The sequence below is a fragment of the Coriobacteriia bacterium genome (assembly GCA_003149935.1).
Taxonomy (GTDB): Bacteria; Actinomycetota; Coriobacteriia; order Coriobacteriales; family QAMH01; genus QAMH01.
The window spans coordinates 637,551-662,484 of the sequence record QAMH01000006.1 but is presented as its reverse complement, the minus strand read 5'-3'; the positions used below and the strand labels follow the sequence as shown (position 1 = coordinate 662,484).

General features: G+C 57.5%; 12 protein-coding genes and 2 pseudogenes. 5 read left to right on the top strand and 9 right to left on the bottom strand.

What is annotated here, in order from left to right:
• Positions 1–383: 383 nt before the first annotated feature.
• Complete coding sequence (locus tag DBY20_05690; GenBank protein PWL79354.1) at positions 384–1,367, top strand: glycosyl transferase; 984 nt, start codon at positions 384–386, stop codon at positions 1,365–1,367.
• A gap of 19 nt (positions 1,368–1,386) precedes the next feature.
• On the opposite strand, the gene DBY20_05685 is transcribed toward DBY20_05690, so the two are convergent.
• The 6 genes and pseudogenes from DBY20_05685 to DBY20_05660 all read right to left on the bottom strand — a co-directional run bounded on the left by DBY20_05685 (position 1,387) and on the right by DBY20_05660 (position 13,863).
• The gene (locus tag DBY20_05685) at positions 1,387–5,970 is read right to left on the bottom strand and encodes a hypothetical protein (GenBank protein ID PWL79353.1); all 4,584 of its coding nucleotides are present in this window, start codon (positions 5,968–5,970) and stop codon (positions 1,387–1,389) included.
• Positions 5,971–6,329: 359 nt separating this feature from the next.
• Entirely contained in the window at positions 6,330–8,765 is a 2,436-nt protein-coding gene (locus tag DBY20_05680) for a hypothetical protein (GenBank protein PWL79352.1), read from the bottom strand.
• Positions 8,750–10,192: a hypothetical protein gene (locus tag DBY20_05675; protein ID PWL79351.1), complete on the bottom strand. Its 1,443-nt coding sequence runs from the start codon at positions 10,190–10,192 to the stop codon at positions 8,750–8,752. Before DBY20_05675 ends, DBY20_05680 begins: the two co-directional genes overlap by 16 nt.
• A gap of 108 nt (positions 10,193–10,300) precedes the next feature.
• A complete protein-coding gene (locus tag DBY20_05670) occupies positions 10,301–10,909 on the bottom strand; it encodes a hypothetical protein (GenBank protein PWL79350.1) in 609 nt (202 codons plus the stop codon).
• Between the two features lie 394 nt (positions 10,910–11,303).
• On the bottom strand, positions 11,304–12,368 hold the full coding sequence (locus DBY20_05665; GenBank protein PWL79349.1) for a hypothetical protein: 1,065 nt from the start codon (positions 12,366–12,368) through the stop codon (positions 11,304–11,306).
• A gap of 1,396 nt (positions 12,369–13,764) precedes the next feature.
• A pseudogene (locus tag DBY20_05660) lies at positions 13,765–13,863 on the bottom strand (EscT/YscT/HrcT family type III secretion system export apparatus protein).
• A 127-nt stretch (positions 13,864–13,990) separates the two neighbouring features.
• Here DBY20_05660 and DBY20_05655 point away from each other — a divergent pair.
• Genes DBY20_05655 through DBY20_05645 form a run of 3 tightly spaced genes read left to right on the top strand, consistent with a single transcriptional unit; the run spans position 13,991 to position 17,451 of the window.
• Entirely contained in the window at positions 13,991–14,761 is a 771-nt protein-coding gene (locus tag DBY20_05655) for a hypothetical protein (protein ID PWL79348.1), read from the top strand.
• A gap of 53 nt (positions 14,762–14,814) precedes the next feature.
• The gene (locus DBY20_05650; protein PWL79347.1) at positions 14,815–16,173 is read left to right on the top strand and encodes a hypothetical protein; all 1,359 of its coding nucleotides are present in this window, start codon (positions 14,815–14,817) and stop codon (positions 16,171–16,173) included.
• An 18-nt stretch (positions 16,174–16,191) separates the two neighbouring features.
• The gene (locus tag DBY20_05645) at positions 16,192–17,451 is read left to right on the top strand and encodes a polysaccharide biosynthesis protein (protein PWL79346.1); all 1,260 of its coding nucleotides are present in this window, start codon (positions 16,192–16,194) and stop codon (positions 17,449–17,451) included.
• A 108-nt stretch (positions 17,452–17,559) separates the two neighbouring features.
• Here the strand turns inward: DBY20_05645 and DBY20_05640 are convergent, their stop codons facing one another.
• The 3 genes and pseudogenes from DBY20_05640 to DBY20_05630 all read right to left on the bottom strand — a co-directional run bounded on the left by DBY20_05640 (position 17,560) and on the right by DBY20_05630 (position 22,048).
• Positions 17,560–20,337 carry a hypothetical protein gene (locus tag DBY20_05640; protein PWL79345.1) on the bottom strand — a complete coding sequence of 926 codons (2,778 nt, stop codon included), beginning with the start codon at positions 20,335–20,337 and terminating at the stop codon, positions 17,560–17,562.
• A 112-nt stretch (positions 20,338–20,449) separates the two neighbouring features.
• On the bottom strand, positions 20,450–21,037 hold the full coding sequence (locus DBY20_05635) for a hypothetical protein (protein ID PWL79344.1): 588 nt from the start codon (positions 21,035–21,037) through the stop codon (positions 20,450–20,452).
• Positions 21,038–21,655: 618 nt separating this feature from the next.
• A pseudogene (locus DBY20_05630) lies at positions 21,656–22,048 on the bottom strand (hypothetical protein).
• Positions 22,049–22,397: 349 nt separating this feature from the next.
• Here DBY20_05630 and DBY20_05625 point away from each other — a divergent pair.
• Entirely contained in the window at positions 22,398–24,863 is a 2,466-nt protein-coding gene (locus DBY20_05625) for a hypothetical protein (GenBank protein PWL79343.1), read from the top strand.
• Positions 24,864–24,934 lie beyond the last annotated feature (71 nt).

Sequence of the window (24,934 nt, the reverse complement as noted above, 5' to 3'; positions counted from 1 at the left end):
GGCGCATGCCTCTGCAAGGCTTCGCTTCTGGATTGGGCGTCTGGGCGATATGCTGGACCATTCGGCTGGTCCGGATTTGAACCCGTATCCTATCTGGCAAATCAATGGAATTTGGAAGAGCCGGGACAGATCTCAGTCTTTAGTTCTAAAACGCTTAAGCCCCTGGTCGAAAAGAGGCTGCTCGTGTGACACGGGAACAGCTCAAATGATCCCTCGCAGTATTACTCTTTGCCAAAATAACTTTGGAGTGGCTTTGGAGTGAAAGCAATTCATGGATACCCAAGCTGCGGTCTGCAGAAAGCCTTAGCAAGTTTCACTTTGTCTGCGCGGTATACTGTAGTCACTTGATACCCCTCCCAGCTGTCCATGTGAGGTAACGCATCTTGTCCGATAGCTCTACGCAACGCTCTGTTGATAGCCTCCAGCCTACTCCCGCCCTCCGCGGCTTTGGCGTTGCCGTCCTCATCCCCTGCTACAACGAGGCTGCCACCATCGCCAAGGTAGTGAGGGACTTCCGCGCGGCGCTTCCCGAGGCCATGGTCTACGTCTACGACAACGCCTCCACCGACGACACGGCCGCCATCGCCGCCGCCGCGGGCGCCGTCGTGCGCCGCGAGCCGCGCCGGGGCAAGGGTAACGTCGTGCGTTCCATGTTCCGCGATGCCGATGCCAACTACTACATCATGGTCGACGGCGACGACACCTACCCCGCCGAGGCGGCCGTCCGTTTGTTGGCGCCCATTGTCGATGGCGATGCCGACATGGTTGTGGGCGACCGCATTTCCAACGGCTCCTACGATGCAGAAAACGGGCGCCGTTTCCATAAGTTTGGTAACAACCTCGTGCGAAGGCTCATTCGCCTGCTCTACGGTTATTCCTCCAATGACGTCATGACCGGCTACCGCGCCTTCTCGCGCGCCTTCGTCAAGACCATGCCCGTCATGTCGGAGGGCTTCCAGGTCGAGACCGAGATCTCGGTCTGGGCCGTCGACCGCCGCTGGCGCGTCGTCGATGTCCCTATCGACTACCGCGACCGCCCCGAGGGATCGGAGAGCAAGCTGTCGACCTACTCCGACGGCATGCTCGTGCTCGCCGCCATCGCGAGCCTGTTCCGCGACTACCGCCCCATGGCGTTCTTCGGCTGGGTGTCCGTTGTCCTCGTCGCGCTCGGGCTCATCGTCGGCGTCCCGGTCGTCGCCGAGTACCTCGACACGAGCTACGTCTCCAAGCTTCCCTCGGCGGTTCTCGCCGTCGCGCTTATGCTGTGCGCGGCGCTCTCGTTTGCCGCCGGCACCATCCTGGACTCCGTGGCGCGCGCCAACCGACGCCGCTGGGAGCTCGAGGTCTACCGCGTGATGGGGGAGTGAGGACCCTGCCCTCCGGCCTCTACAGTCCGTACCAGCTGATGCCCTCGTCCTGCCAGCCGACGCCGACAAGCTGCCAGTGCTCTTCGATGCTCGTCGTGTAGTTATGCGATCCGGCGACCGCATTGGGGTTGTACTGACGGTAGAGCGGCACGCGCTGCTGGTCGTCCGAGTACCAACCAATGCCCTCGTCAGCCCAGCCTGCCGCGAGCAGCGCGTCGCGTTCGACCGTGCTCGTCGTGTAGTGGTGATCGCCGGCATTGGCGTTGTAGAGTCGGTACACCGGCGTGTTCGAGCGCTCCGGTGCCGTCCAACCAGAACCCTCGTAGTTCCAACCGGCATTTACGAGCATGTCGCGCTCGGCTGCGCTGGCCGTGTAGAAGTGCTCGCCGCTGTGGGGGTTATAGAGGCGCTGCATGGACACGCTCGCATCGGATTCCGACGGCTTTGACGCCGATTCGGTAATCGCGAAGTTCGCCGTCGTCGTTCCCACGTAGTTGCCCGTTCCCGTGATGGTCACGTTCGCGGTACCCACGTTGACGTTATTCGCGTAGCTCAGCGTGTAATCGCGGCCTTCCACGAGCTCCCCAAAGCCGCCGAGCGTGACGGTCGGGCTCGGCGTGAGGGCGCTGCCCGTGTGCGTCTGCGCCGCGATGCTCACGGTGGCATCCGCGAGCGAGCGTGGCCTGATGCTGAAGCTGCCGGTCGTCTTGCCCGCGTATTTGCCCTTGCCGACGAGCGCCACCGTGCCCGTGCCGGCATTCACGTTGTTCGAGTAGCCCTCGATTGCGTAATCCGTACCCTCCTTGAGGACGTTACCGTTGTCGCGGACGGTGACGGCCGGCATCTGCGCCGCTCCCGAATAGGTGACGCTGCTCACCGATACGGAGCAGGACGCGAGGGAGGAGGTGATCTCGAATCTCGCCTCCTTGGAGCCTCGATAGTTGCCGCGCCCCTCGATGACGGCGGTGGCATCGCCCGTGTAGAGGTTGTTGTAATAGCTTACGCGGTAGTCAGTGCCCTTCACGAGCGTCTTTCCGTCGATCTTCACAGTCGGATCCGGCGTGACGGCCTTACCGGTGTAGGGCTGCGACGCGATGCTCACCGTGGCTGACGAGATGTCTTTCCTGTTGATGGTGAAGCTGCAGTCGCGCCAGTCGGTGGTCCCGGTAAAGTTGCCCTTGCCCACGACGCGCAGCTGCGCCGTTCCCGCATCCACGTTGCCCTGGTACTCGTAGACGAAGTCCTTGTTGGCCTCGAGGTCGCCAAAGCCGTAGAGATAGACGTAGGGCGTGGGCGTCGCCGCATTACCGGTGTAGATGTACGAGTCAACGGGCCCGATGGCGGCATACGCAAGGTTAACAGGTGTGATCTTGAAGCTCGTGGTGACCTCACCCTGGATTCCCTTGAGGCCCTTGATGGTGACCGTTGCCGTGCCTGCGTTTACGTTGTTCGAAAACTCGACGGAGTAGTTCTCGTTGCGAACGAGCGTCACGCCAGTGCTCGCCACGGTGATGCCTGGTTCGATGGCACTTCCCGTGTAGGGTTGGTCGGGAATGGCCGAGACCATCTCCGGCAGGATGACCATGACGATGGTGAACGTGAGTGTCACCGTGCCCGTGCAATTGCCCTTGCCGGTGATGACGGCCGTTGCGGTGCCGGTACCGGTGTTGTCGCTGTAGGTGACGGTGAAGTCGCGGTTGACGACAAGCTCGATGTCACCGGCCTTGATGACGGGAACCGGCGTGACGGCACCGCCCCTCCAAGGCTGTTCGCCAATGGGCTCGATAGTCGCGTCTTCCAACCGGATGGGCGTGATGTCGAAGGTCTTCGTGATTGTGCCCGTATAGTTGCCCTTACCGGTGAGGGTGATGCGTGCAGTGCCAGCATTCAGGTTGTCGGCATAGACGATGTCATATGCGTCGGTTCCCAGCGTCTTGCCGTCAAGCGCGACGGTAACCGCTGGTTTGATTTCGGCCCCGCTGAAGGCGTAGGAGCTCTCCACGCCGGAGACAATTGCAGCGCTTATGTCGAGTGGTGCAATCGTGAAGTTCTTGGTCTGTGTACCCGCGTAGTTGCCTATGCCCGTGACGGTGATGCTGGCAGTGCCGGCATTCACGTTGTCGGCGTAGGAAAGCGTGTAATCGGTGCCCTTGACGAGTGTCTTGCCGTTGATGGTGACGCCCGGATCGGGCGCGATGGCGCTGCCGGTGTAATCTGCGGAGGGAATGTCATCAATCGTTGCGCCGGCAACATCGATGGGCGTGATGTCGAAGAGGAGCCAACTGGACGAGCCCTTGAAGTTGCCCATGCCGACGACATGCACCTTGCCGGATCCTGCGTTGACGTTGTCCTCGTACTCGTAGATGAAGTCAGTGCCCTCGGTAAGCGCGCCAAAGCCCGCGAGCGTGACGGTGGGCGTGGGCTCGTGCGCCTCGCCGGTATAGGGGAGGGGCGCTATCGAGCTGAGCGTGGCCGGGAAGATGTCCGCCTTGCCGATGGAAAAAGTGCCGCTCGCGGTGCCGGCGGCATTTCCGATGCCCGTGATGGTGACCGTGGCCTGGCCGATTTCGACATTGTCGCTATAGGTCACGGTGTAGTCGACGCCTTCGATGAGCTCGGTGCCGCTCATGGACACGAGGGGCTTGGGCTCGACTTCATGGCCGGTATAGGCATGCTCGCCGGGGACCGTCACGGTGGCTTTCGAAATGTCGAGGGGCATGACCGTATAGGTCTTGCTGATGGAGATGCCCTCCACGGGATTGCCGTCTATGTCCTTGAACGTTGCGGTAACCGTGGCAGAACCCGGCTTCTGGCCTACGAGCGAGACGGTCTGCGTATCCGGATCGACCGTCATCTCGATGGTGTCGGAGTTATCGATGCTCCATTCCCATTGCTCGGTCGAGCCGTAAGTTTCCCAGCCCGTTCCGTCGCCATACTCGATGGAGACGGCCTGACGGTTCTTGTACTCGATGTTCTCGCTGCCGCCGAGCTGGGCGCTGATGACCTGGAGAGCATGGTAGGCGTTGATCTCGCCGTAGCCGGTCTCACGGTCCCAGCCGGGGTCGTCAATGTCTGTGGCCGTAGCGTAGATGAGGTCGACTACCTGGTCAGCGGTGAGGTCGGGGTTTTCCGTGAAGAACAGGGAAGCGATACCCGAAACGTAGGGCGCGGCCATGGAAGTCCCGTTCTTGGACCCGTAGGATCCGGCAGAATTCAGGGTGCTGCGGATTTTCGTGCCCGGTGCGCTGATGTTCTTGATGCGGGTGTTGTCGACGTTATAGTTCGAATCGGCATGACGGCCGACCACGTTATTCGTGGTGGTCCATCCATAGGTTTGCTCGAGGTTGATGACCGTGAGGCAAGATTCGTGATCGCCGGGATAGTCGACGAAGGGGACTGGTGCATCGGTTCCCGCATTGCCGGCCGCCGTGACGGTGAGAATGCTGTCGTGGTGGGTTTCGTTGCGATTGGAGTCGACCCAGATGCCATTGCGGGCCTGCCTGATTTTCGTCGTCAGAATGTCATCGTCCACGAAGTTCGCGCTGTGCTTGCCGCCAAGGCTCATGTTGATGACGCGGACGTTGTAGTACTCGGCATTGGTTTTGGAGCTGTCCACGGTCGATTGCCGGAAGAGCCAGGTATACGCCTGTGCCAAGGTGGTCGACTCGAACATATGTCTGTCCTCGCCCGTACCACCGTTGGTGGCGTTGATTATAACGAGACCGGCGTTATATGAGACGCCGGCAACACCAACGCCGTTATTCGTTCTGGCAGAGACGATTCCGGCCACATGCGTACCGTGGCTGTTGGTGTCGGCGACGGCGGCGGCACCAGTCTGGTTGGTTTTCGCGTTGTAGGAGGCAAGGACGTTGTCCTTCAAGTCGATATGCCCGATCGTGCATCCCGTGTCGATGACGGCGACGGAAACGCGGTTTGCGCGGGCCGTGCCCTCGGCGGTCTCGCCTGCCTTGGTGATGCCCCAGGCCTTGTAGGCGTCCAGGGAGTCAAGTGCCCACTGGTTTCCGCGGTCGGGGTCATTGATGGTGACGGCCGCGTTGGGCTCGATGTTCGGCAGCGCGCCTACTTCTGCTTCCGCAGGTAAATCACCTTCGGCAACTTCGTAGAGGTAGTTGGGCTGGGCGGCTAATCCCGATGCTTTGAGAGTCGCGACGGAGTCTTCCACGGTGGCGCCATCGACGAGGGCGACCTTGACGAAGCCGTTGTCGAGATCCTGGTCCGAGACGTCCTTTGTTGCGGCAAAGTCATAGGAAGCAAGCGTTTTGTTGATGCTGTCGGCGCTCGTGCCGGGTTCGAAGGAGAGCACGAGCTCATCGTGGACATAGCCGAGCTCGATATCGCGGGCGATATCCTCGTCACTGCGAGTTTCCTGTGGTTGCGGTTGGTCTTCAGAGGATGCTTGGTGGCCATCAGCCGTGACAGCTTCGGTGGCTGCGGGAGGCTCCTGTTGGGGCCCTGATTCCCTGATGAAAAAGAAACCGCCTATCGCGCATAGAAGCACCGTTGCAAGGCATGTGGAGAGAACCGCGCGTAAACGGCTACGCACGTGGGACTTCGTGCCGTTGGTGTGAGCTCCGGTTTTCATGGTGCGATTATATCCCCGGAAGTCGTGTTTCCGCAGTAAGAGAGTCACATTTGGCGGGAAAACGGCAGGCAAATGTAACCTTTTCCGTGTTTATCGGCGTGCAATAGATGCTAATGCGACTCTCTTGCACAAAAAGTTCACAGTCGCTCTACAGGGTCTGCAAAATGTGCCGCCGACGAGACAACGCCTCTGCGCCCCATCACAAAGGCCGAAGGCCCGCCCTCCCCCTGTCATCTCGACTGGAGCGGTCGTCAGACCGCGTAATGGAGAGATCTCCAGATGGCGAGATTTCTCGACTCCGCTTCGCTTCGCTCGAAATGACAGGGGAGGGCGTTCGCTCCGCTCGGAATGACGGGAATCTACATGCCGTACCAGCCGATACCCTCGTCGTTCCACCCGACGCTGATCAGATGGTCGCGTTCCACCGTGCTCGTGGTGTAGTTGTGCGAACCCGCGATGGCATTGGGATTGTACTGGCGATACAGCGGCACGGCTTGCGCATCATCGGAGTACCAGCCGATGCCCTCGTCGTTCCAGCCCACGGAGATGAGATGGTCACGCTCCACGACGCTCGTCGTGTAGTGGTGGTCACCGGCATTGGCGTTGTAGAGTCGGTATACCGGCGAGCTGGAGTTTTCCGGAGCGGTCCAGCCGGTGCCCTCGTCGTTCCAACCCACGCTGATCAGGTGGTCGCGCTCCACGACGCTGGCGGTGTAGAAGTGCTCGCCAGAATTGGGGTTATAGAGGCGGAACATGATCTTGGTGCCGGGGGCTCCTGGATTCCCGTCTTCGACATCGGTGACGGGCCCCTGTTGGACGGTTATGGGGAGCTGCACGCTGATCTTTGGGTTGGAGTCGAGCTTGGCGACGATGGTTACCTTGCCCACCTGCTTGGCAGTCAGCTTGCCATCTGCGGTGATGGTCGCATCGGCGGAGTTTTCGCCAAGCTCGAAGCTCCACGTGCCGTCGATGCTGCAGTCGACCTTGTATTGGGCGATGTAGTTCGACTGGATCGTGCCGGGCCCCGTGATTCTGCCATCGTAGACGGCGATGGTCTTTTTGAGCGTCTTGTCTCCCGATTTCACGCTGATGGTCGTGTATCCCGCCTTGAGTCCTCGTACAAGTCCGCTGCTGGTAACTGTAGCGATAGAAGGATCGCTCGAGGTCCAGCCGCTTGCCGCGGGGCAGTTCAGGCTGATCGAGCTGTTTATGTATACCGAGTCTGGACCCGTGACGTCTGCCACGCCCTTGGCGAGCTGGACGGCGTTATAGGCGTTGATTTTTCCGTATCCGGTGAAGCTGTCGAAGCCGGGCGTGTTGATGTCGTCGGCAGCCGAACAGAGTATGTTCTTGACGCTGGCGGCGCTCAATTGGGGGTTGGCGACAAAGGCGAGCGCGGCGACACCCGATACGCAGGGGGCGGCCATGGATGTTCCGGTCTTGGTGCCGTAGCCTCCGTTGTTTGTGGTGGTGTAGATCCTCGTGCCCGGGGCCGAGAGTTGCTTGGATTGGGCGCCGAGCGTGTTGTAGTTCGATTGCTCGTTGCGAACTATCGATCCGTTATCTTTTCGCTCGAGGTTTATGACGCCGATCACGTTGTCGGAGAAGTCGCACGGATAGCAACGGTAGGGAAGCGTGCCGTCTTGATTGCCCGCTGCACTCACGGTGAGGATGTCGTGGGTGGTGTATGCCTCGTCGATTTTGCGCATGACGGCCATGTCCTTTTCGCCGAGGCTGCCCGTGCGCTTGCTGCCCAGGCTCATGTTCACGACGCGGATCTTGGTGTCTCCGAGTTTCTTGTTGGCGATGACGTTCTCGTAGGCTTTGAGGACGTCGGTCGATTCGGCGACAAACTCGTTGCCCTGCTTGTGCAACGCCCTGACAATGTAGAGTCCTGCGTTGTACGAGACGCCGGCAACGCCGATGTTGTTATTCGCCTCTGCGGCGATAATGCCGGCGACTGGCGTGCCGTGATTCTGGTCGTCGGTAACGTTCGTGCCGCCCGTGCGCGTATCGTAGGCGCCGACGATGTTGTTTTTGAGGTCGGGATGGTCGACCATGCAGCCGGAATCGATGATCGCGACGGCAACGGGACGCGGCGCGCTGGCATTGGCCCTTCCCTTCGCGATATCCCAGGCATCATATGCGCGGATGATGTTGAGGCCCCACTGCTCACCCGAGTTTGGGTCGTTGAGATTCGTTGCCTGGGCCGTCAGCGAGGAATCTGCATCGGCTACCGTGGCAGCATCGGTTTCTTCATCGTCCAAGGCAAGCGCATAGTACTTGAAGTTGGGCTGGGCTTCGACGCCCTGGGCATACAGGAGATCTGCCACCTCGCCGGAGCTGGCGCTGCCCTCATAGGTGAGCTTGACAAAGCCGAATTCGGCATCGCTTGCGTCAACCGAGACGTTTGCCGTGGAGTCAAGCGCATCGACTTGCGATGCTATGCGTTCGATGTCCTGCGCACCGTCGATGGAGACGATGACGGTGTTCGCTGCGTACTCGTCTTCAGGCAAGGAAGCGTAGTAGGTTGTCTCCGGCTTCGTGTCGTTGGTGGGGGCACCATCCGATACCGCTGTGGTGCCGTCTGGCGCGAGGGCCTGCTCAGCGCTTTGGGATGAGGAAGCGATATCTGTTGCGTCATGCGCCGGCATGCCCGTGATCGTTGTGCCGAAGCTCAACGCAAAGACGAGCATGGCCGCAACGCACGTGGAGGAAATCGCTCCCAGGCGTGCCCAGATGCGGCGCCTCGAGGTCTTCTTGCTATGCTGTGCTTTTCTCATACTCCATACCATCCGATTCCCTCGTCATGCCATCCGATGCCGATGAGCATGTCGGTTTCCTCTTTGCTCGTAGTGTAGTTGTGCGACCCTGCGATTGCGTTTGGATTGTACTGGCGGAACAGGGGCACGCGTTGGGAGTCGTCAGAATACCACCCTATGCCCTCGTCATTCCAGCCCACGCTCACCAGGTAGTCCCGCTCGACGACGCTCGTGGTGTAGTGATGGTCGCCGGCGTTGGCGTTGTAGAGCCGGTATACGGGTGTGCTGGATTGGGTCGGGGCGGTCCATCCCGCTCCTTCGTAGTTCCAGCCTACGCCGACGAGGTGGTCGCGTTCGACCTCGCTGGCGGTGTAGAAGTGCTCACCCGAGTTGGGGTTGTAGAGGCGATGCATGACCGTTGTTGCGATTTCGGGAGTGGCTGGATCCGGGTTTGGCGTAGGCGTGGGCTCCGGCGTCGGATCGGGTGTCGGAGTCGGGTCGGGTTGGGGGGTTGGCGTCGGTGTTGGGTCAGGCGTAGGATCAGGTTTCGAATCGGGCGTGGGCGTGGGCGTGGGGTCCTGCGCTTTCACGATGGTGAACCTTGCGGTCTTCGTGCCCGTGTAGTTGCCCATTCCCTTGATGGTGATGGTGGCGGTTCCCACGTTTACGTTGTTAGCGTAGGTGATCGTGTAATCCGTTCCTGCCACGAGTTTCTTCGCACCCAGGGTTACTGCCGGTTGTGGCGTGATTGCCTTGCCCGTATAGGTTTGCGCCGGTATCGAGGAAATCGTCGCATTTGCTATGTCTTGTTTGGACACCGGCGGATCGGGTGTAGGGTCCGTATTGCTGTATGAAACACTGAAGTTCAGGGTATTGCTGCTATATTCGGCGGCAAGCTTAACATTCGGATTGCCCCAGTCCTCCTTGCCGAGTTGATAGGCTACGAGTGCGTAGATAATTTCCTTGAAATTGGATGGCCAGGAGATGTTTTCCGTAGGTAATGATAGTGAGAAGCTTGTTTCTTGTGCTGCAAGGTGGGCTTTCACGCTATAAGCGCCGGAGGCATCTTCAACATAGGGCTTGGTGAATTTGGATATTTCGCGCGATTGAATGAAGAAGTTATCCTCATAAGAATCTGCATCAAAAGGAGCCCGCGAATTATATGAGATGGCATAGGCACCGTCCCATCCTTTATGGACAGCACGCATCAATGAGGTGGGAAGTGCAAAGTAAAGGCGCCTCATGTCAATGCCGTTATAGGAGGCGTAGCTGGAATCATTCCACGTAGTGTCTACGTTGTACCATTTACCATCGAGTTTTACGCCGGTCCAAACATGTGCATCGCCAAAACTGTCCACGCGACGTGTTTCTATCCCAACTTTATTGAGCAGCATCGCATAGGCTTCGTGATATCCCTCGCAAGTAGCCAAACCACGTCCAAAGACGCCTTCAGCGTCCATATACGTGTATGAGTTGTCATATGTCGTGTTATCTATGATCCAGTCGTTGAACCAAAGAGCATGAGCGTACTCACTTGTATCACCGGCGGCGGTGCAGGCCTCCTGACATTACTTGGCAACTTTTGAAACGGTCGCGTCAATTGTCTCGAATCCCCCGGATTCAGCAATGGAAAACTCTATTTGAAACCGAGTAATATTGCTGAGCTTTTTTGTTCCGTCGCCGTTGTCCTCATACTCCATAGCATTGAAATCGAGGCGATATGTTCCAGCGCTGTAGAGATATTCCTCGAAGTAGTTCGAAGAGGAATATTTGTTAAAGGGCGATTTGCTGATGTCGATGACGTCATTCCAGACCCCGTCTTTTTTAATGCAAAATGAGTAAAGACGAAACATGAGAGGATTGGTGTTTCCCGTCACGTTATAGGTGAATCTCGTTTTTTGACCTTTCACGAAATTACCGTCATAGGTGACAGTTGCGGAAAGGGGAGCTTGCCCCTCTTGGGCGCTACTCACCGTAATGACTTTTGCGGGGGCAGTGACTTCCCCATTACTCGTAGCCTCAACGTTAGTTGAAGTCGGGCCTTCCGCCCTTGGCGCAGCAAATGCCAATAGAGGGGTCGTTGCAAGAAGGAGCGAGAGCGCGAAGGATGCGAACAGTCGGCCTATCTTGCGGGAAGATGATAGGGCTGTATATGCGCTGCGGGTTCTCGTCGACATTGCATCCTCCCGTGAGAAGGAAAACGTAATCCGGCTTTTCGCAAGTATACGTACGTGACATGCGAAATCGCGTTACAGCTTCAAAACAACAGGTGAACTGCATGATTTCATCGATACCGAAAACGTGCGATTGTGGTGCGAAGTGAGAGGATTGCTGGCGAAGATTCACGTTCGTGGCACAAGTCGTGAGGATTGCTGACGAAGAATCACGTTCGTGGCACATGAGGCATGTCATCGTAGGGCAAAACTGGGCGATTGTGCCAAGGATGTCCGTTTGGGGCACATTTCGTGCGCCCCAAACGAAAGTCCTCGCCGCCGCAGCCTCGAGAACGCACCCCAAACGGAAATCCCCGCCGCAGCAGCCTTGAGAACGTGCCCCAAATGGAAAAGCGCCTCAGTAACATGGTCGGTGCACGTGCTCATCGACCATCGTAATCTTTGCCATCTCGCTTCCTTCGAGAAGATGGGGATGCGTTTGCATGAATCGCTCGCCTTCGTATTTTGACAATGACATGAAAAGCTCTTGGCGAAGAATGGAGTGTCGCTGTTCCCAGTCTGTCGGGAAATCTTTGAGACGAAAGCCAATTCGACATGATATGTCGCGAATTACTTTGTCGAATGCATGCACATCACAAATTTGCTTGCCGGTAACGGTAAACACGTCATAGCCTCGCGAAATCAGGATATTGCGCTTTGCTGCATCTCTGGCCCTGTTTTCTCTCGACTCATGATCGTCATGTCCATCATATTCGACAATTACTTGCTGGTCGGGCCAGCATTCGTCACATTCGAGGTATTGACGCTTTGCCACACGCCTCTCGGCGGAGTTCAGGTTAATGCGAGCATTAAGCGTGGCTGGAGGAAGACCGTAACCTCCGAGTCTTTTTGGAAGACAAGTGAGCAGGTATTCGCGTGTTTCCATGGGGGAGCGAGAGCCATCGCACACGAATTGGACCGCCCGGCGGAGCTTCTTTACACCGTGAATATGAGAGATTCCTCGGAGGAAACGGTCGATGGATTCAGTCGAGGCAAGCTGGTAATTTCTTGAAATATAGCCTCGCTGTGTTTCGGGAACCAACGCGTACTTGCCGCATAGCTCCATGCACAACTCAATAAGTCGGAGGAGCGAGAGTTTGTTTGCCGATTCGAGAAGGCAGAGCTCAGGTGATGCTATGCATATGTGATCCGTAAGCTGATGAAACGCGTTCTCGGGAAGTGCATGAGGCTGGACGCTGTATCTATATAGGCGCCTCGATATCCTGAGCTCTTTTGATGGGACCATGAGTCGAACAGGCGCGTTCCCAAACTCGAAATCCGAGAATCTGAGAGAGGCAAGCTCCTTAGGCGATGTGGGGCAGTCGGTCAGCGCGTCGAATACTTCTTTCTTCAATATCGATTGTCCGCGTATATCTCGTCGCCAAAGATGTAGTGATGAACTGCCAACAACGTAGACTCTCATGGAAAGCTCCCTTTCGAATCCTGAAGAGATGCATATGGTAGTGCGAGGCCTTCGGAGTCATTCACCCCGAGAATCTGAGCAAAACAAGAGTCAGATGGGAGCGTTTTCCGTGTCGATTCAGACCATTTTCGGGATTTCTCGAAGCGCAAGAGTTCAAAGCTGCGTGTGTACGATGGTGATGGAGGCGGCTCTCCACGAGGCCTGTGGCTTACGAGTGCGTAGGTCGAAGCATTTTGGACAGGATGGTTTGTCGCTACATATATGTTCGAGCGTGTTTCGGAAAAACATGCCGATTGTATTTCGGGGAAGAGGAGGCGGCGGGGATTTGCGTTTGGGGCACATTTCGGGAGAGTGGATGACGATAGTTTGCGTTTGGGACACGTTTCAGGAGGATGAATGGCGAGGACTTGCGTTTGGGGCACACAGGATGTGCCAGTTTGGGTGAAAACGGGTCGGTTTTGCCGAAGATGTTCGTTTGTGGTGCGCATGGAGTGCCCCAAACGAAAGTTTCCGTCACGTGAGCGTATAAAACATGCCCCAAACGAAAATCCTCGACACGCACACATGCAGGGCGTGCCCCAAACGCAAGTTCTCGGCATGGGCGTGCGGAGGATGTGCCACAAGCGCAAGTTACCGCCATATGCAAATTACTGCCATATCCGCCACACACATATATATGTGTGACGCAGCCCAGATATGTGTGACGCAGCCCAGTCGAAGGAGGCTTCTCGTCGATGCGGTGGGAGGGCGTGAGCGGAGTGCGATAAAGATGATCGGGCACATGGCGGGCATGCGAAAGTGAGGCCTGCCGAAGAGCAGCACTCGTACTTTGTATACGCGTCATCGGATGATACGAACATTGCCCTATGTGTCGATTTTCTGATGAGCTTATGGTGCGGCAAAAGCTTCCGGATGAGTGTATTAGCGCATGGTAAGTGGGAAAGCGCATGGTAGCCATGACATATGATTGCGAGATTACCGCTTGGTAACCGGTCGTTGTGTCTTTGTGGAGGAGGCGAGGACGTTATCTCCATGTGCTATATTGGGCGGACGTTAAGTTCAGGAAGAAGGAGATGTGATTCATGAACGAAATGGTAAAGAGTCATAGTTCGCGCAAGAACATCCTTGCCACCCTGGCAAGCCTGCTTGCGTGCTTTGCGCTGGTCATGGCGCTTGTCCCCGTGCAGGCAATTGCTGCCGAGGGTGAGGGGGATACCACTCCTCCTGCGACCGAGCAGCCTGGCGGCGACGAGAATCAGGGCGGCACTCCCGGTGGCGATAATGAGGGCGATGACACCGAAGAGCCCACTGAGCCTGTCGAGCTTGTCGTTCCTACGGCCGCGCAGAATTTGACCTACACGGGTGAAGCCCAGAAGCTTCTCGACGTGAATGAGGGCTACGAGATCGTCATCCCCGATCCCGACGAGCCTGCAACGCCGGATAATCCGGACACGCCGGACACCCCGGACACCCCGGACACGCCGGATAACCCCGACCAGGGCCAGGATCCCGAGAACCCCGATCAGGGTGGCGAGGGCGATGATCCTGCGACCTCCCAGGCTGCCGAAGACGAGACCGAGCCTGAGCCCGAGACCGGCCTTGAGGTAACCAAGGATGGCGTCATGGCCACCGATGCCGGCACCTATAAGTTCACGGTCAAGCTGAAGGACGGCTACACCTGGAAGGGTGGCGGAACCACTGACCAGAACTACGAGATTACCATTGCCCAGGCTGACATCAACAAGGCGACGACCGCCACTGTCTCGAACGTGACCTTCATGGGCGAGCCTGTCAAGCCCGAGGTCACCATCACGATGGCCAACGGCACCAAGCTCGTTGAGGACACCGACTACACGCTTGAGTACGTCGACAATGACCAGGTCGGCACCGCCACGGTCATCATCAAGGGCGCGGGCAACTTCATGGGTACCAAGGTCGCTCAGTTCCAGATCGGTGAGCATCAGGCCATGTATCGCGTCTACAACCCCAACTCCGGTGAGCACTTCTACACCGCGAGCACGGTTGAGCGCGACCATCTGATCGAGGTCGGCTGGAAGAACGAGGACATCGGCTGGTACGCTCCCGAGAAGTCCAATGCCCCGGTCTTCCGTCTGTACAACCCCAACGCGGGCGAGCATCACTTCACCATGAGCGCTGTCGAGCGTGACGCGCTTGTCAAGGAAGGCTGGAACGACGAGGGCATCGGTTGGTACTCCGACGAGGCCCAGACCGTCAAGGTTCTGCGTCAGTACAACCCCAACGCATATGCCAACAACCACAACTACACCACGAGCCAGTACGAGTTCGATCACAACATCTCGCTTGGCTGGCAGGATGAGGGCATTGCCTGGTACGCCGCTGCTGAGGGCGGCGCTGACGAAAGCGACAAGTAACCCGGCGATTCCATATTTGATGCAGTAGACATTTAGACGGGAAGGCATCGACCATGACCAAACGCAGCATCGTCTTTCTACCGATTCGCCTACTGCTCGTAACAGCACTTCTGATAGCGGCTCTTCCGGCCCTGTTCGTGCAAAGCGCATTTGCCGAGCGGGTGGAAGGGCCGCTTCGCGCTGATCCGCGGGCATACGAGCATGTCGACGATGACGTGCTCTATGCCCAAGGTGAGAGCGGATTTGCCGATGGAGATATGATTGCCCAGGCTCAGGGCGGTTCGAATATCGTCAACCTTGGCATTACCTTGGATCAGATGATTCGGATGTGCATGGCCAATGACCAATATGGTAATTCCTATGCTCGCTTTCAGGCTGCTCTTGATCCCAACAACTGCGATCTCACCGTTTTCGCAGATCTCAGGACATCCTCTGGACTAACTGCTGCTCAAATTGATGCCTTCATTCTCTCGACGGCCAAGGGACGTCAAGGCAAGCTTGTCGGCATGGGTTCGGCCTTTGTTCAGGCAGAGCAGACATACCATATCAGCGCAGCGTATCTCGTGGCTCATGCGATTCTCGAGACTGGTTGGGGCACCTCTACTCTTGCCATGGGCCAGGATCACCAGGGGACCATCTACTATAATTTCTTCGGCATAGGTGCCTACGATGGTGTTGCCGATAGCGCTGGCCTGAGCATGGCGGTTAATCAAGGCTGGACAACGCCTACTTCTGCTGTACTCGGGGGCGCTCAGTGGATTTACGAACATTACATTTACGCCAAACAATATGCGCAGCCCACGCTTTATGCCATGAAGTGGGATTATGCGCAGGCAGATGCCAAGGGCACCTGCTGGCACCAGTACTGCACGCTGCCATCCAATGATACGCCGTGGCACGAGCAGATCGCCAAGCTCATGGACCAGGCCTATACCCATGCTGGATTCGATCCCACCTACAACTACATTCTTCCCCTCTATAAAGGGTGGAGCGTTCCCGACACCAACACCCGCGCTATGTTCCGCATGTATAACCCCAATTCCGGGGAGCACTTCTACACTTCGAGCATCGTCGAGCGCGAGACCCTCGATTCCGCGGGTTGGACCTATGAGGGCGTTGGCTGGAATTCGCCCAAGACGAGCAAATCGCCCGTGTATCGCCTCTACAACGAAATCGGCGGCGAGCATCACTACACCCTGAGCGCTTTCGAGCGCGACGCGCTTGTCAAGGAAGGTTGGAATGACGAGGGCGTAGGTTGGTACTCCGATGACGCGAAGGGCATCCCGCTGTATCGTCAATACAATCCCAATGCCTACGCAAATAACCATAACTACACGGCAAGCAAGTACGAGTTCGACCACAACATCTCGCTCGGTTGGCTTGACGAGGGGATTGCCTGGTACGGCATCTAGCCCTAGTCTATACACTCGATGAACATAGGTGCTGACAAATCGCTCTCGATTCGCGCGAACATGATTTGGAACGCCGCGGGCTCGCTTGTCTACATGGCGGCGCAGTGGCTGATCACGGTTCTCGTCGTGCGCTTGTCAACGGGCTATGATGCCGCGGGTTTGCTTGCCCTTGGCATGGCCGTTTCGAACATCTTCTCGCCCATCGGCTACTACAAGATTCGCACCTATCAAGTCTCCGATCTGGACGAGGAATTCACCTTTGCGCAGTACCTTGGCTTCAGGATCATCACGGTTGCCCTGGCCATTGGCGTCATGTTCGTCTACTGCTTCTTGACCTGCCCGGCTAGCGCATGGCTGACGGTCATCCTGTACGGCTTCTTCTCGCTCGGCCCCGTGTTCGTGGACGTACTGCATGGCGAGGAGCAACGTGAGTCGCGCATGGACGTTATCGGCATCTCGTTCATCCTGCGTGGCATTCTCTTGCTCGTCGCATTCATCGCGGGCATGGTGCTCTTCAACTCCCTCGACATCGCGCTCATCCTCATGACGGTGAGCACCTATCTCGTCATCGCGCTCTTCGACGGCACGGCCTTCATGAAGGTCACGCGCAAGCCCCTCAAGCCTGCCTTCGATGCCACGGCGATACGCTCGCTTTTCGTGAAATGCCTACCGCTTGTCGTCGCGTCCTTCTTCTGTTGGGCTGTCCCTGCTGTGCCGCGTCAGGCGCTCAATGACGTGATGGGGGAGTGGTTTCTCGGCATCTATTCGTCGGTGGCCGCGCCCGTGCTCATCGTGCAGATGTGTGCGCAATACATTTACGCACCCCTCCTGACGCGTTTCGCCGAGTATCTCAAGGCGGGTGACATGCGTGGTTTCCTCAGGCTCGTCTTCAAGGTCTCGTTAGCCATCTTCGCGCTTGCGCTTGCCTTCGGATTGCTCTTCGCGCTCGTGGGCGAGCCTGTGCTCGTGCTCATCTTTGGCTCGAGCATCGCGCCCTACGCGTACCTGATCGTGCCGCTCGTGCTTTGCACGGTCATGACCGCCTACGTCTGGTTTTTGGGTGACGTGCTCATCACGATGCGCCGCAATCGGGAGAATCTTGCCGGCTACGCCATCTCGTTCGCGCTTGTTCTCGTGAGCATGTACCCCATGATTCACGCGTTCGAGATGAACGGCGTGAGCTTCGCCATCATGCTCGCTTATGGCATGTCGATACTGTTTTTCCTCGGATGCATGCTGCTTGACGCGAAAAAGCGCTCGACTGTACCTGGCGAGTAGGCGCTGGGGGACGGGGTGACGGGTGTGACAGTGGGGACGGGGGTTCTGTCACGCTGGGTTCGCGTGACAGAACCCCCGTCCCCACTGTCACACCCGTCCCAAGCACTATTACCAGCAGACAAGGCCTTTCTTGAACCCTTCCGTGCAGTAATGCTTGTAATAGGCGGCAAGGTCGTCGCCAAATCTTTCCGCAAGTTCGGGGTTCTTCTCTCTGTAGGCCTGCACGTCAAAGTTGCGCGCCGTTTTTCCGCTGTACTTCTCGTCATGTATGCCAATCGTGGCAAAATGCTCCAATGCCCTGCCCGAAGTGGTGATTCCGAGCTTTCTGAGCTCGGGGTTTTGCTCGAGATAGTATTGGTAATCGAACACGTAGCCATAATCGAACCCGTTGTACCAACGGGTCGTGCGCGCCTGCTGACCAAGGGTTGCGCTACCAAGTAACCTGACGTTCTCGTCAAACCAATCCAAACGCCATCCGAGCCACTTTTGACAGAACTCGACGTTGAGTTCCCACGTCTCGAAAGGCTCAGCCTGGAAGGTGAACGAGGTGACGCCGAAGGGAATTTCGTTCATGCGCTGTGAGGCGGCAATGGTCTTGGCGTAGCTGCTTATGGAATGGAGCTTGCCTGCCGGACCCACTGCGTTTACGTCGCCAAGCACGACCTTCTGCACAAGATCGCGGAACGTGTCTTCGTATAGCTCCTGAATGCGCTTCTTGACCTGGTTGCTCATGATGGTGTTATGCAAGGTGAGGTAGTAACCCCAGTAGCTGCTCTGGATGGAGTCGTGCGCGTCGATGCGCGTGCCCATACCCGCGTCGAAGTCCCATACCGGGCCGGATTGCACGACCTTGCTGTCCTTATCCAAGTAGAAATAGGTCGAGCTCGTGTAGGTATCGTTGTTCTTGAGGAATTCCTCGAGCAGGTACATCTTTGCGAAGGAATCAAGACCGAAGGCAAAGCTGCCGTCGGAGAGCGCAGAGCCATCGGCAAGCTTGTCGGCATAGAGGTTGTCGAGTGCCTCCTGGATTGCCTCGCTGATGAAGGCGACGGCGTTTTTCGACGCGTATTCCGGGCTTTTGAGCACGAAGTGAGTGACGGCTCCATCTCCGGGCCAGATGGCCGTGAACCAGCATTTCTCCGCAGCATAGTAACCATTGTCAAGCTCGAGCAAATAGCCTCCCTCGATGTTGGAGGGATCCTTGACGCCCACGACGTATTGGAACTCGTTGCCATACTTGTTCGTTGCCGTCTTGGTGGGCAGCACGTCAAGGTCGGTGCCGAGGTTGGCGTTCTCTATGGCCTCTTCCAAGTCGAAGATGTCCACGCGACCGGGCTTGATTTCGATCTTCTCGGCAAGGAGGTAGCTGCCGCGGTACTCGCCGTCGTAGTAGAGATCGATGGGACGTACGTCGACCGTCGCCAGGCCAAGCTCGGCGGCGAGGTTAAAGGCGATGCTGCTGTGCAGCAGGGTCGCGTCGGCGCTATTGGCCAGGAGAATCCATTTCTTGGCGGGAGCGTCCGTGCCGATGAGGTCTGCCTTGGTGCTAAGCGAAATCTGATACGGCTTCTTGACGCCGTTACCCCAGGTGGAGTTGCCGCGTCCCTTGATGGAGGAAAGCGTCTTCTTGTTGCCGAAGGCATCCTTGTCGTAGATGACGCTGCCATCGGAATCGACCATGTGCACGGCGACGTTGGCCTTGGCGCTGTGGTCCGGGCTTGCTTCGATGAAGTCACGGCCCTGCGAGGAGATGTCATTGCTGTTGATGTAGATTGCGGGAACGTTTTCGGAGCGCATGACCGTAAGCGCGAAGGGTGTTGCGGTATTGCTGGTCTTGAACTTGAACGAAAGCGAGCCGTCAGCATTCTTGCCTGGTCCCAGGTTCAGCAGGTTGATTCCGTGTTCGGGATTGATGATGGAGAAGTCGTCGTTGCCAAGGTACAGGTTGACCTGCTCGGTCTTGCTCATATAGGCGTTCAAATAGAGGTTGTCGAGAGGCGCATAGGAGGGGAGGAAGAGATAGGTCTCCTTGCCCTTGGCGTACGAGACGATCGTTTCGGGGACGCTTCCGTCAGCAGCTGTGAAGGTTGCGGTGATATACGGGGCCTTCTCGATTACATCGTGTTTTGTCGTCTCGACGGTCTTTGTGTCGGATGCAAGCGCGTACCAGGCGACGCCCTCCCCGGTCCAACCCGCGCTGATGAGCGATGCGTTCTCGTGGTCGCTCGTCGTGAAGTTGTGGGCGCCAGCAATGGCGTTGGGGTTGTATTGCCGGTGAACGGGAATACCTTCGGAGCCTAAGGCGGAGTACCAGCCAATGCCCTCGTCATTCCAGCCGACGCCTACAAGGTAATCACGCTCGTAGGCAGAAAGCGTGTAGTGGTGATCGCCTGCGTTGGGATTGTAGAGGCGGAAGACGGGTTCATCGCTCGTAGCGGGCGCCATCCAACCGATACCCTCATAGCTCCATCCCACGCCTATCAAATGGTCACGCTCGACTTCGCTGGCGGTGTAGAAGTGCTCGCCTGAGTTGGGGTTGTACAGGCGATGCATGTCATGCTTGTCGATGGTGACGGTCTCGGTCACCGTCTCGGTCGTGCTTGTTTCCGCCTGGTTGCCCTCAACGATTCCGGGCGCATCCTTTGCGGGGCCACTGGATTTTGCCATTACCTTGCCATCGTCTTTGTCGTTCGAATTTATGGCAGCCGCATCGTCCGCCACCTCATTGCTGGCTGTTTCAGTTGCGGGTTCGCTATATGCCGCGAGCGTAATTTCGTTGTCCGGTGCGGACACGTCTTGGTCGGCACCAATGACATCGGCATAAGCAGGGGCTGTAATGAGAACAAGAGCGGCGGCAAAGGCCGCCGAAAACAGCTTCAAGCGCATGGGAATCCTCGCGTTTCAATCGATGTGAAGCCATTCTAACGCGCTGCCTATGTTGCGCCAGAACCGTTTGGTAACCATCGAGCGAGTAGCACGCAGCTGTTCGGGAGCGGCACTAGCCTTTCTGGGTCTCCAGGTCATGGGGAACGGCGGGCGCATCTTCCTCGGCATCTATGGCCTCGGCGCGGTTGTCGAAGGACTCGCCAGTTGCGGCATCCGTGTAGGTGATGAATCCGATGCCCTCTTCGAAGTGGAGCACAATGTCCTTGGTGCCCACGAGGTCGATATCACGTACGGCGATCTTGCTGTCCTCTGCGGTGAGCAACAAGACGTCATAGCTCTGGACGCCTGACTGTTTCGTGAACGAGAGGTCGACGCTGCTGCCGTTCTCGAAGACGAATCCGTCAAAGCTGTTCTCTGCCGTATAGCTCGTGTCACCTGCCGGTTTGATGCGCAGGCCGATGATGTCACTGCCCGTCTCGTTCTTCACCTGCACGGTCGTATCGCCGGCACCGATGACAGGGAGGTCCGAGCTGGCGACAGCTGAGCTCGAGCTACTACTCGAGATCGCCGATGAGCTGGTGGTGGCGCTATTACCCGACGGGGTCGTGCTGCTCTGCATGCAGCCGCACACCATGAGGGCGAGCGCGAAAATGCCCATGCAGCAAATCGTGATGACGAGCGTGGTGCGAAATCGTTTCATGTCAGCTCACTTTCCTCGGCGTGCCCGTGGGGCCTAGAAGCCATCCTTGGCGGCCTCGTACAGGCCGGCGGCAAGCTCGCGGGCGACGGTATCCTTGCGCTCCTGGTACTTCTTCATGTCATAGGAATTGTCGATGAAGCAGATCTCAAGCAGGGTACCGGGGATGTTCGTGCCCTTGCCGCTGCAGACGGCGAGCGCTGCGCTCTTCTTGCCGCGGTCGCGCAGACCCATGCCGTTCAAGAGGGACTCGTGCATGATGGATTGCAGCTTGGTCGCGCCAGGTGCCGCATTCCTGCTGTGGATGTAGCTCTCGCAACCGGTGCCGCCGCTATCGCTTGCGTTGAAGTGAATGGAGACAAGCGAGGTGCATCCGCGATCGAGCGCATCCTCCTGGCGATTCCAGTACTCGACGTTCGTGCCCACGTTGGAGTAGACCTTGAGACCGTAAAGCTCGCGGGCGTATTTTGCGGTGAGAGTCACGAGCTCGGAGGTGAGCTTTGCCTCCTCGTATCCGTTGCCGCATGCGCCGGAATCGTAGACGTCCTTTGTGGAGCTGCCCTTGCCATGGCCAGCGTCAAGGTAAATGTAGCTGGCTGCCACCGCGGTGTTTCCCTCGGAAACGGCGTACCAGCCCACGCCCTCGGCTTCCCAGCCTGCATCGACCAGAGCCTCGTCTTCATCTTGCGAAGTGGTGAAGTTGTGCGAGCCTGTCTTGGCGTTGGGATTGTACTGACGCAGCACGGCGATGCGTTGGGTGTCATCCGAATACCAGCCGATGCCCTCGTCGTTCCAACCTGCATCGACAAGTTCGTCACGCTCGAAAGCGGACAGCGTGTAGTGGTGGTCGCCCGCATTGGGATTGTAGAGGCGGAAGACGGGCGAGCGCGAGAAGTCGGGAGCAACCCAACCAACGCCCTCGTATTGCCAGCCGATTTCCACGAGATTCGCGCGCTCCTCCCAGCTGCCCGTGTAGAAGTGCTCGCCGGAGTTGGGGTTGTAGAGGCGGTGCATGTCGACGGTCTCGAGCGTGCCTGCGGCAAGCAGGGGCTCTTCGACGGGCTCGCTTTCGATGCCGATGGGGTCAGCTGCATCTTCGAGATGACGCTCGACCGTGATGGCGGGAGCGTCTTCGGTCTGTGCATCGATTGAGGTGGCGGATTCATCCTCTTGGACAGCGATGGTGTCCGTTGTCGGCAAGCTGGTGGCCGCAACCTGCTCGTCTGCAAACGCGATTCCCGTACCAAAAAGCATGGTGCAGAAGAACGCGGCAATGGCGATGCGTGCGAAGGGTTTCGTGGATAGTGTCTTCATGTTTTCGTTCACCCCTGAAATGTGCCGTTCGTAGATAGTTTTCAGAGTGATGGCAAGTGTAACGCCGCAGTTTGCAGGCTACGGAGAATCCAACTTAAAATTCACAAACCATGACCGTTCACCCTATACTGGTATGATTCGCATGTTTGGTACGGGATGTATTAAGGGGCTTGCATTGACAGATAAACCACTCGCGATGTGCCGGGGGGATTTGTACTGCTATCTGGCATTCGAGCTGGATGAAGATAGCCCTCGCATCGCTTTGGGAGCAGTCTTTTCCTGCGGTGGGCTCGAGTTCCCCGTTCCCGTCTACCCGCTCGAAGAAGTCTTGGGCGTCGAGCCCAGACGTTGGGTTGCGGTCTTTCCCCACAAAACGGATGAAGATCAGCGAGTTACGGTAATCGATAGAGCTACAGGGCGACAAATCTACGACTATCAATTTAGCTACGGGGACATGAAGTGGCAGTCACGCCTTGCCTACCGCATCAAGAAATCCCTTGCCATGCGCATGCGCGATATCGATCAGCTCTATTGGAGCACCGGTATTCTGATAGAGCTCGTTGACGTCTTTTCCGCATCGACTGATGAGCAGGTTATGCGCCTCGATATCATCTTCCCCTATGCTCGTCTCAATGATGTGGTTGATACCGATTTCATGCTCGCGCAAGGATCGTGTTCCCAGGTTATCGTTATGGAGGATGGCTTGGGAAACGATGGGAAGCGCCATGTTTCCCTGTCAATGCGTGTGGCCTGTGACGATCCGGGGTCTTTCGTTTTCGCGCAGGATTCTCGCGAACCGGGTTGTCGGCCGGGTCTGCTCGTTGTCGATGCCCCCATGCGTGTAGAGGAGGCTCGCAGGACTCGAGAACGGATGGCGAGCGCAGACGCTGACCCCACCTATCCGCACTGGCTCTTGCGTCATCGCGCCCAGGCATTCCAGTTGTCCGCGCAGCGTGCCACAAGTCGCGATTGGTCGGTTGGCGTGCTCATGGACATTGACAGAATCGATGCGTCGGCACTCGCGCAGAGCTTGGCTGCCCTTAGAGACCAAAGCGTTTCCGTGCAAGGCATCTGCCTTATGGGCGCGGGCGCAAAGCGGGCAAAGACGCGTATGCGTTCGGCGCTGCAGGATTACAGGTTGGTCGAGGTCGTCCAAGACGCAGACCAAGCAATGGGTCTGCTAGGGACGGACTGCCTGCTCGTTATGGACCAGCACGACATTCTTGAACCCAATGCGCTCTATGAGCTTGTGCTTTGCCTGCGTGAAGATGGCGACGCATTGCTGGCATATGCAGATGATGATCAAGTCGATAGGGCCCTTGCGGCCTATCGAAACCCTCGCCTCAAGCCTGATATCGACATTGATGCGCTTTACGCGGGAAACTATATCGGTTCATGTGCATTGTTGCGAGCGGACGCTTTTGGCGAGCTCGCCCTGGCGAACATCAAAACTGCCGAGCAGCTGATATATGCAGCATCGCTCGAACTGTGCGTTCGACAAGGCACCATTGTCCATGCGCCACGGGTCCTATGTCATCGACGTGAGCGAAAAGGCGATTTACGAACACTCGAGGGTGATCCGGGACTGCTTGCAGAGCACCTGCATGCTCGAAACGTAAGCGCGCACATCACACGGGACGATGCCTATAACAGGATCATCTACGAGACGTCTGAACCCCAAAAGCTCGTGAGCATCATCATTCCGACGAAAGATCACGCTTCCATGCTCAATGATTGCGTCAGCTCTATTTTGGAGAAGGCGGGCTATGACACCTTCGAGATTATTCTTGTCGAGAACAACAGCACGCAACCCGAGACCTTCGCGTTCTATGAAGAGGTTACGAAGCGTGACGCACGTGTGAAGGTCGTCACGTACGAGGGTGCATTCAACTTCTCCAAGATCGTCAATTATGGCGTGAGCCAGTCGAGCGGCGAGCTTGTGCTCATCCTCAACAATGACACGAAGGCAATCACCGACGGTTTCCTCGATATCATGGCAGGATATTTCGAGCGCCCGGAGGTGGGCGTTGTGGGCCCGATGTTGCGTTATCCGGACGGTCTTGTGCAGAATGCGGGCATTGCGCTCATGACGAGCGGCTGTCTGGGCTTCATGAATCAGAATCGTGCACCGGAGTACGACCAGGGCTATCTGGGCAGTCTTGCGCATCCGCGCGAATACTCGGCCGTGCTCGGCGCCTGCCTGATGGTGCGGCGCGATGACTTCGATGCTGTTGGCGGCTTTACCGAGGAACTCGCCGTGACCTACAACGATGTCGATTTTTGCTGGAAGCTACGTGAGCGAGGGCTGCGCTGCGTCTTCACGCCCTATGCCGAGCTCTATCATCTCGAGTTCGCTTCGCGGGGACGCGACCGCGTCAACGAGCAGCGCGCCATCCAAACCGAGCTTGAGGCTGGCATCATGCGTCAGCGTTGGCCGCAGTACTTTGCCTGTGGTGATCCCGTCTACAATCCTGCCTGCAGTCAGGTAGATCCGAACTTCAAGCTTGGGCGATAGGGGAGCCGCTTCGTGTGGTTGACCTTCTGCATAGCCGTTCTTGTATGCGCGCTCGCGTTTTATTTGCCGGG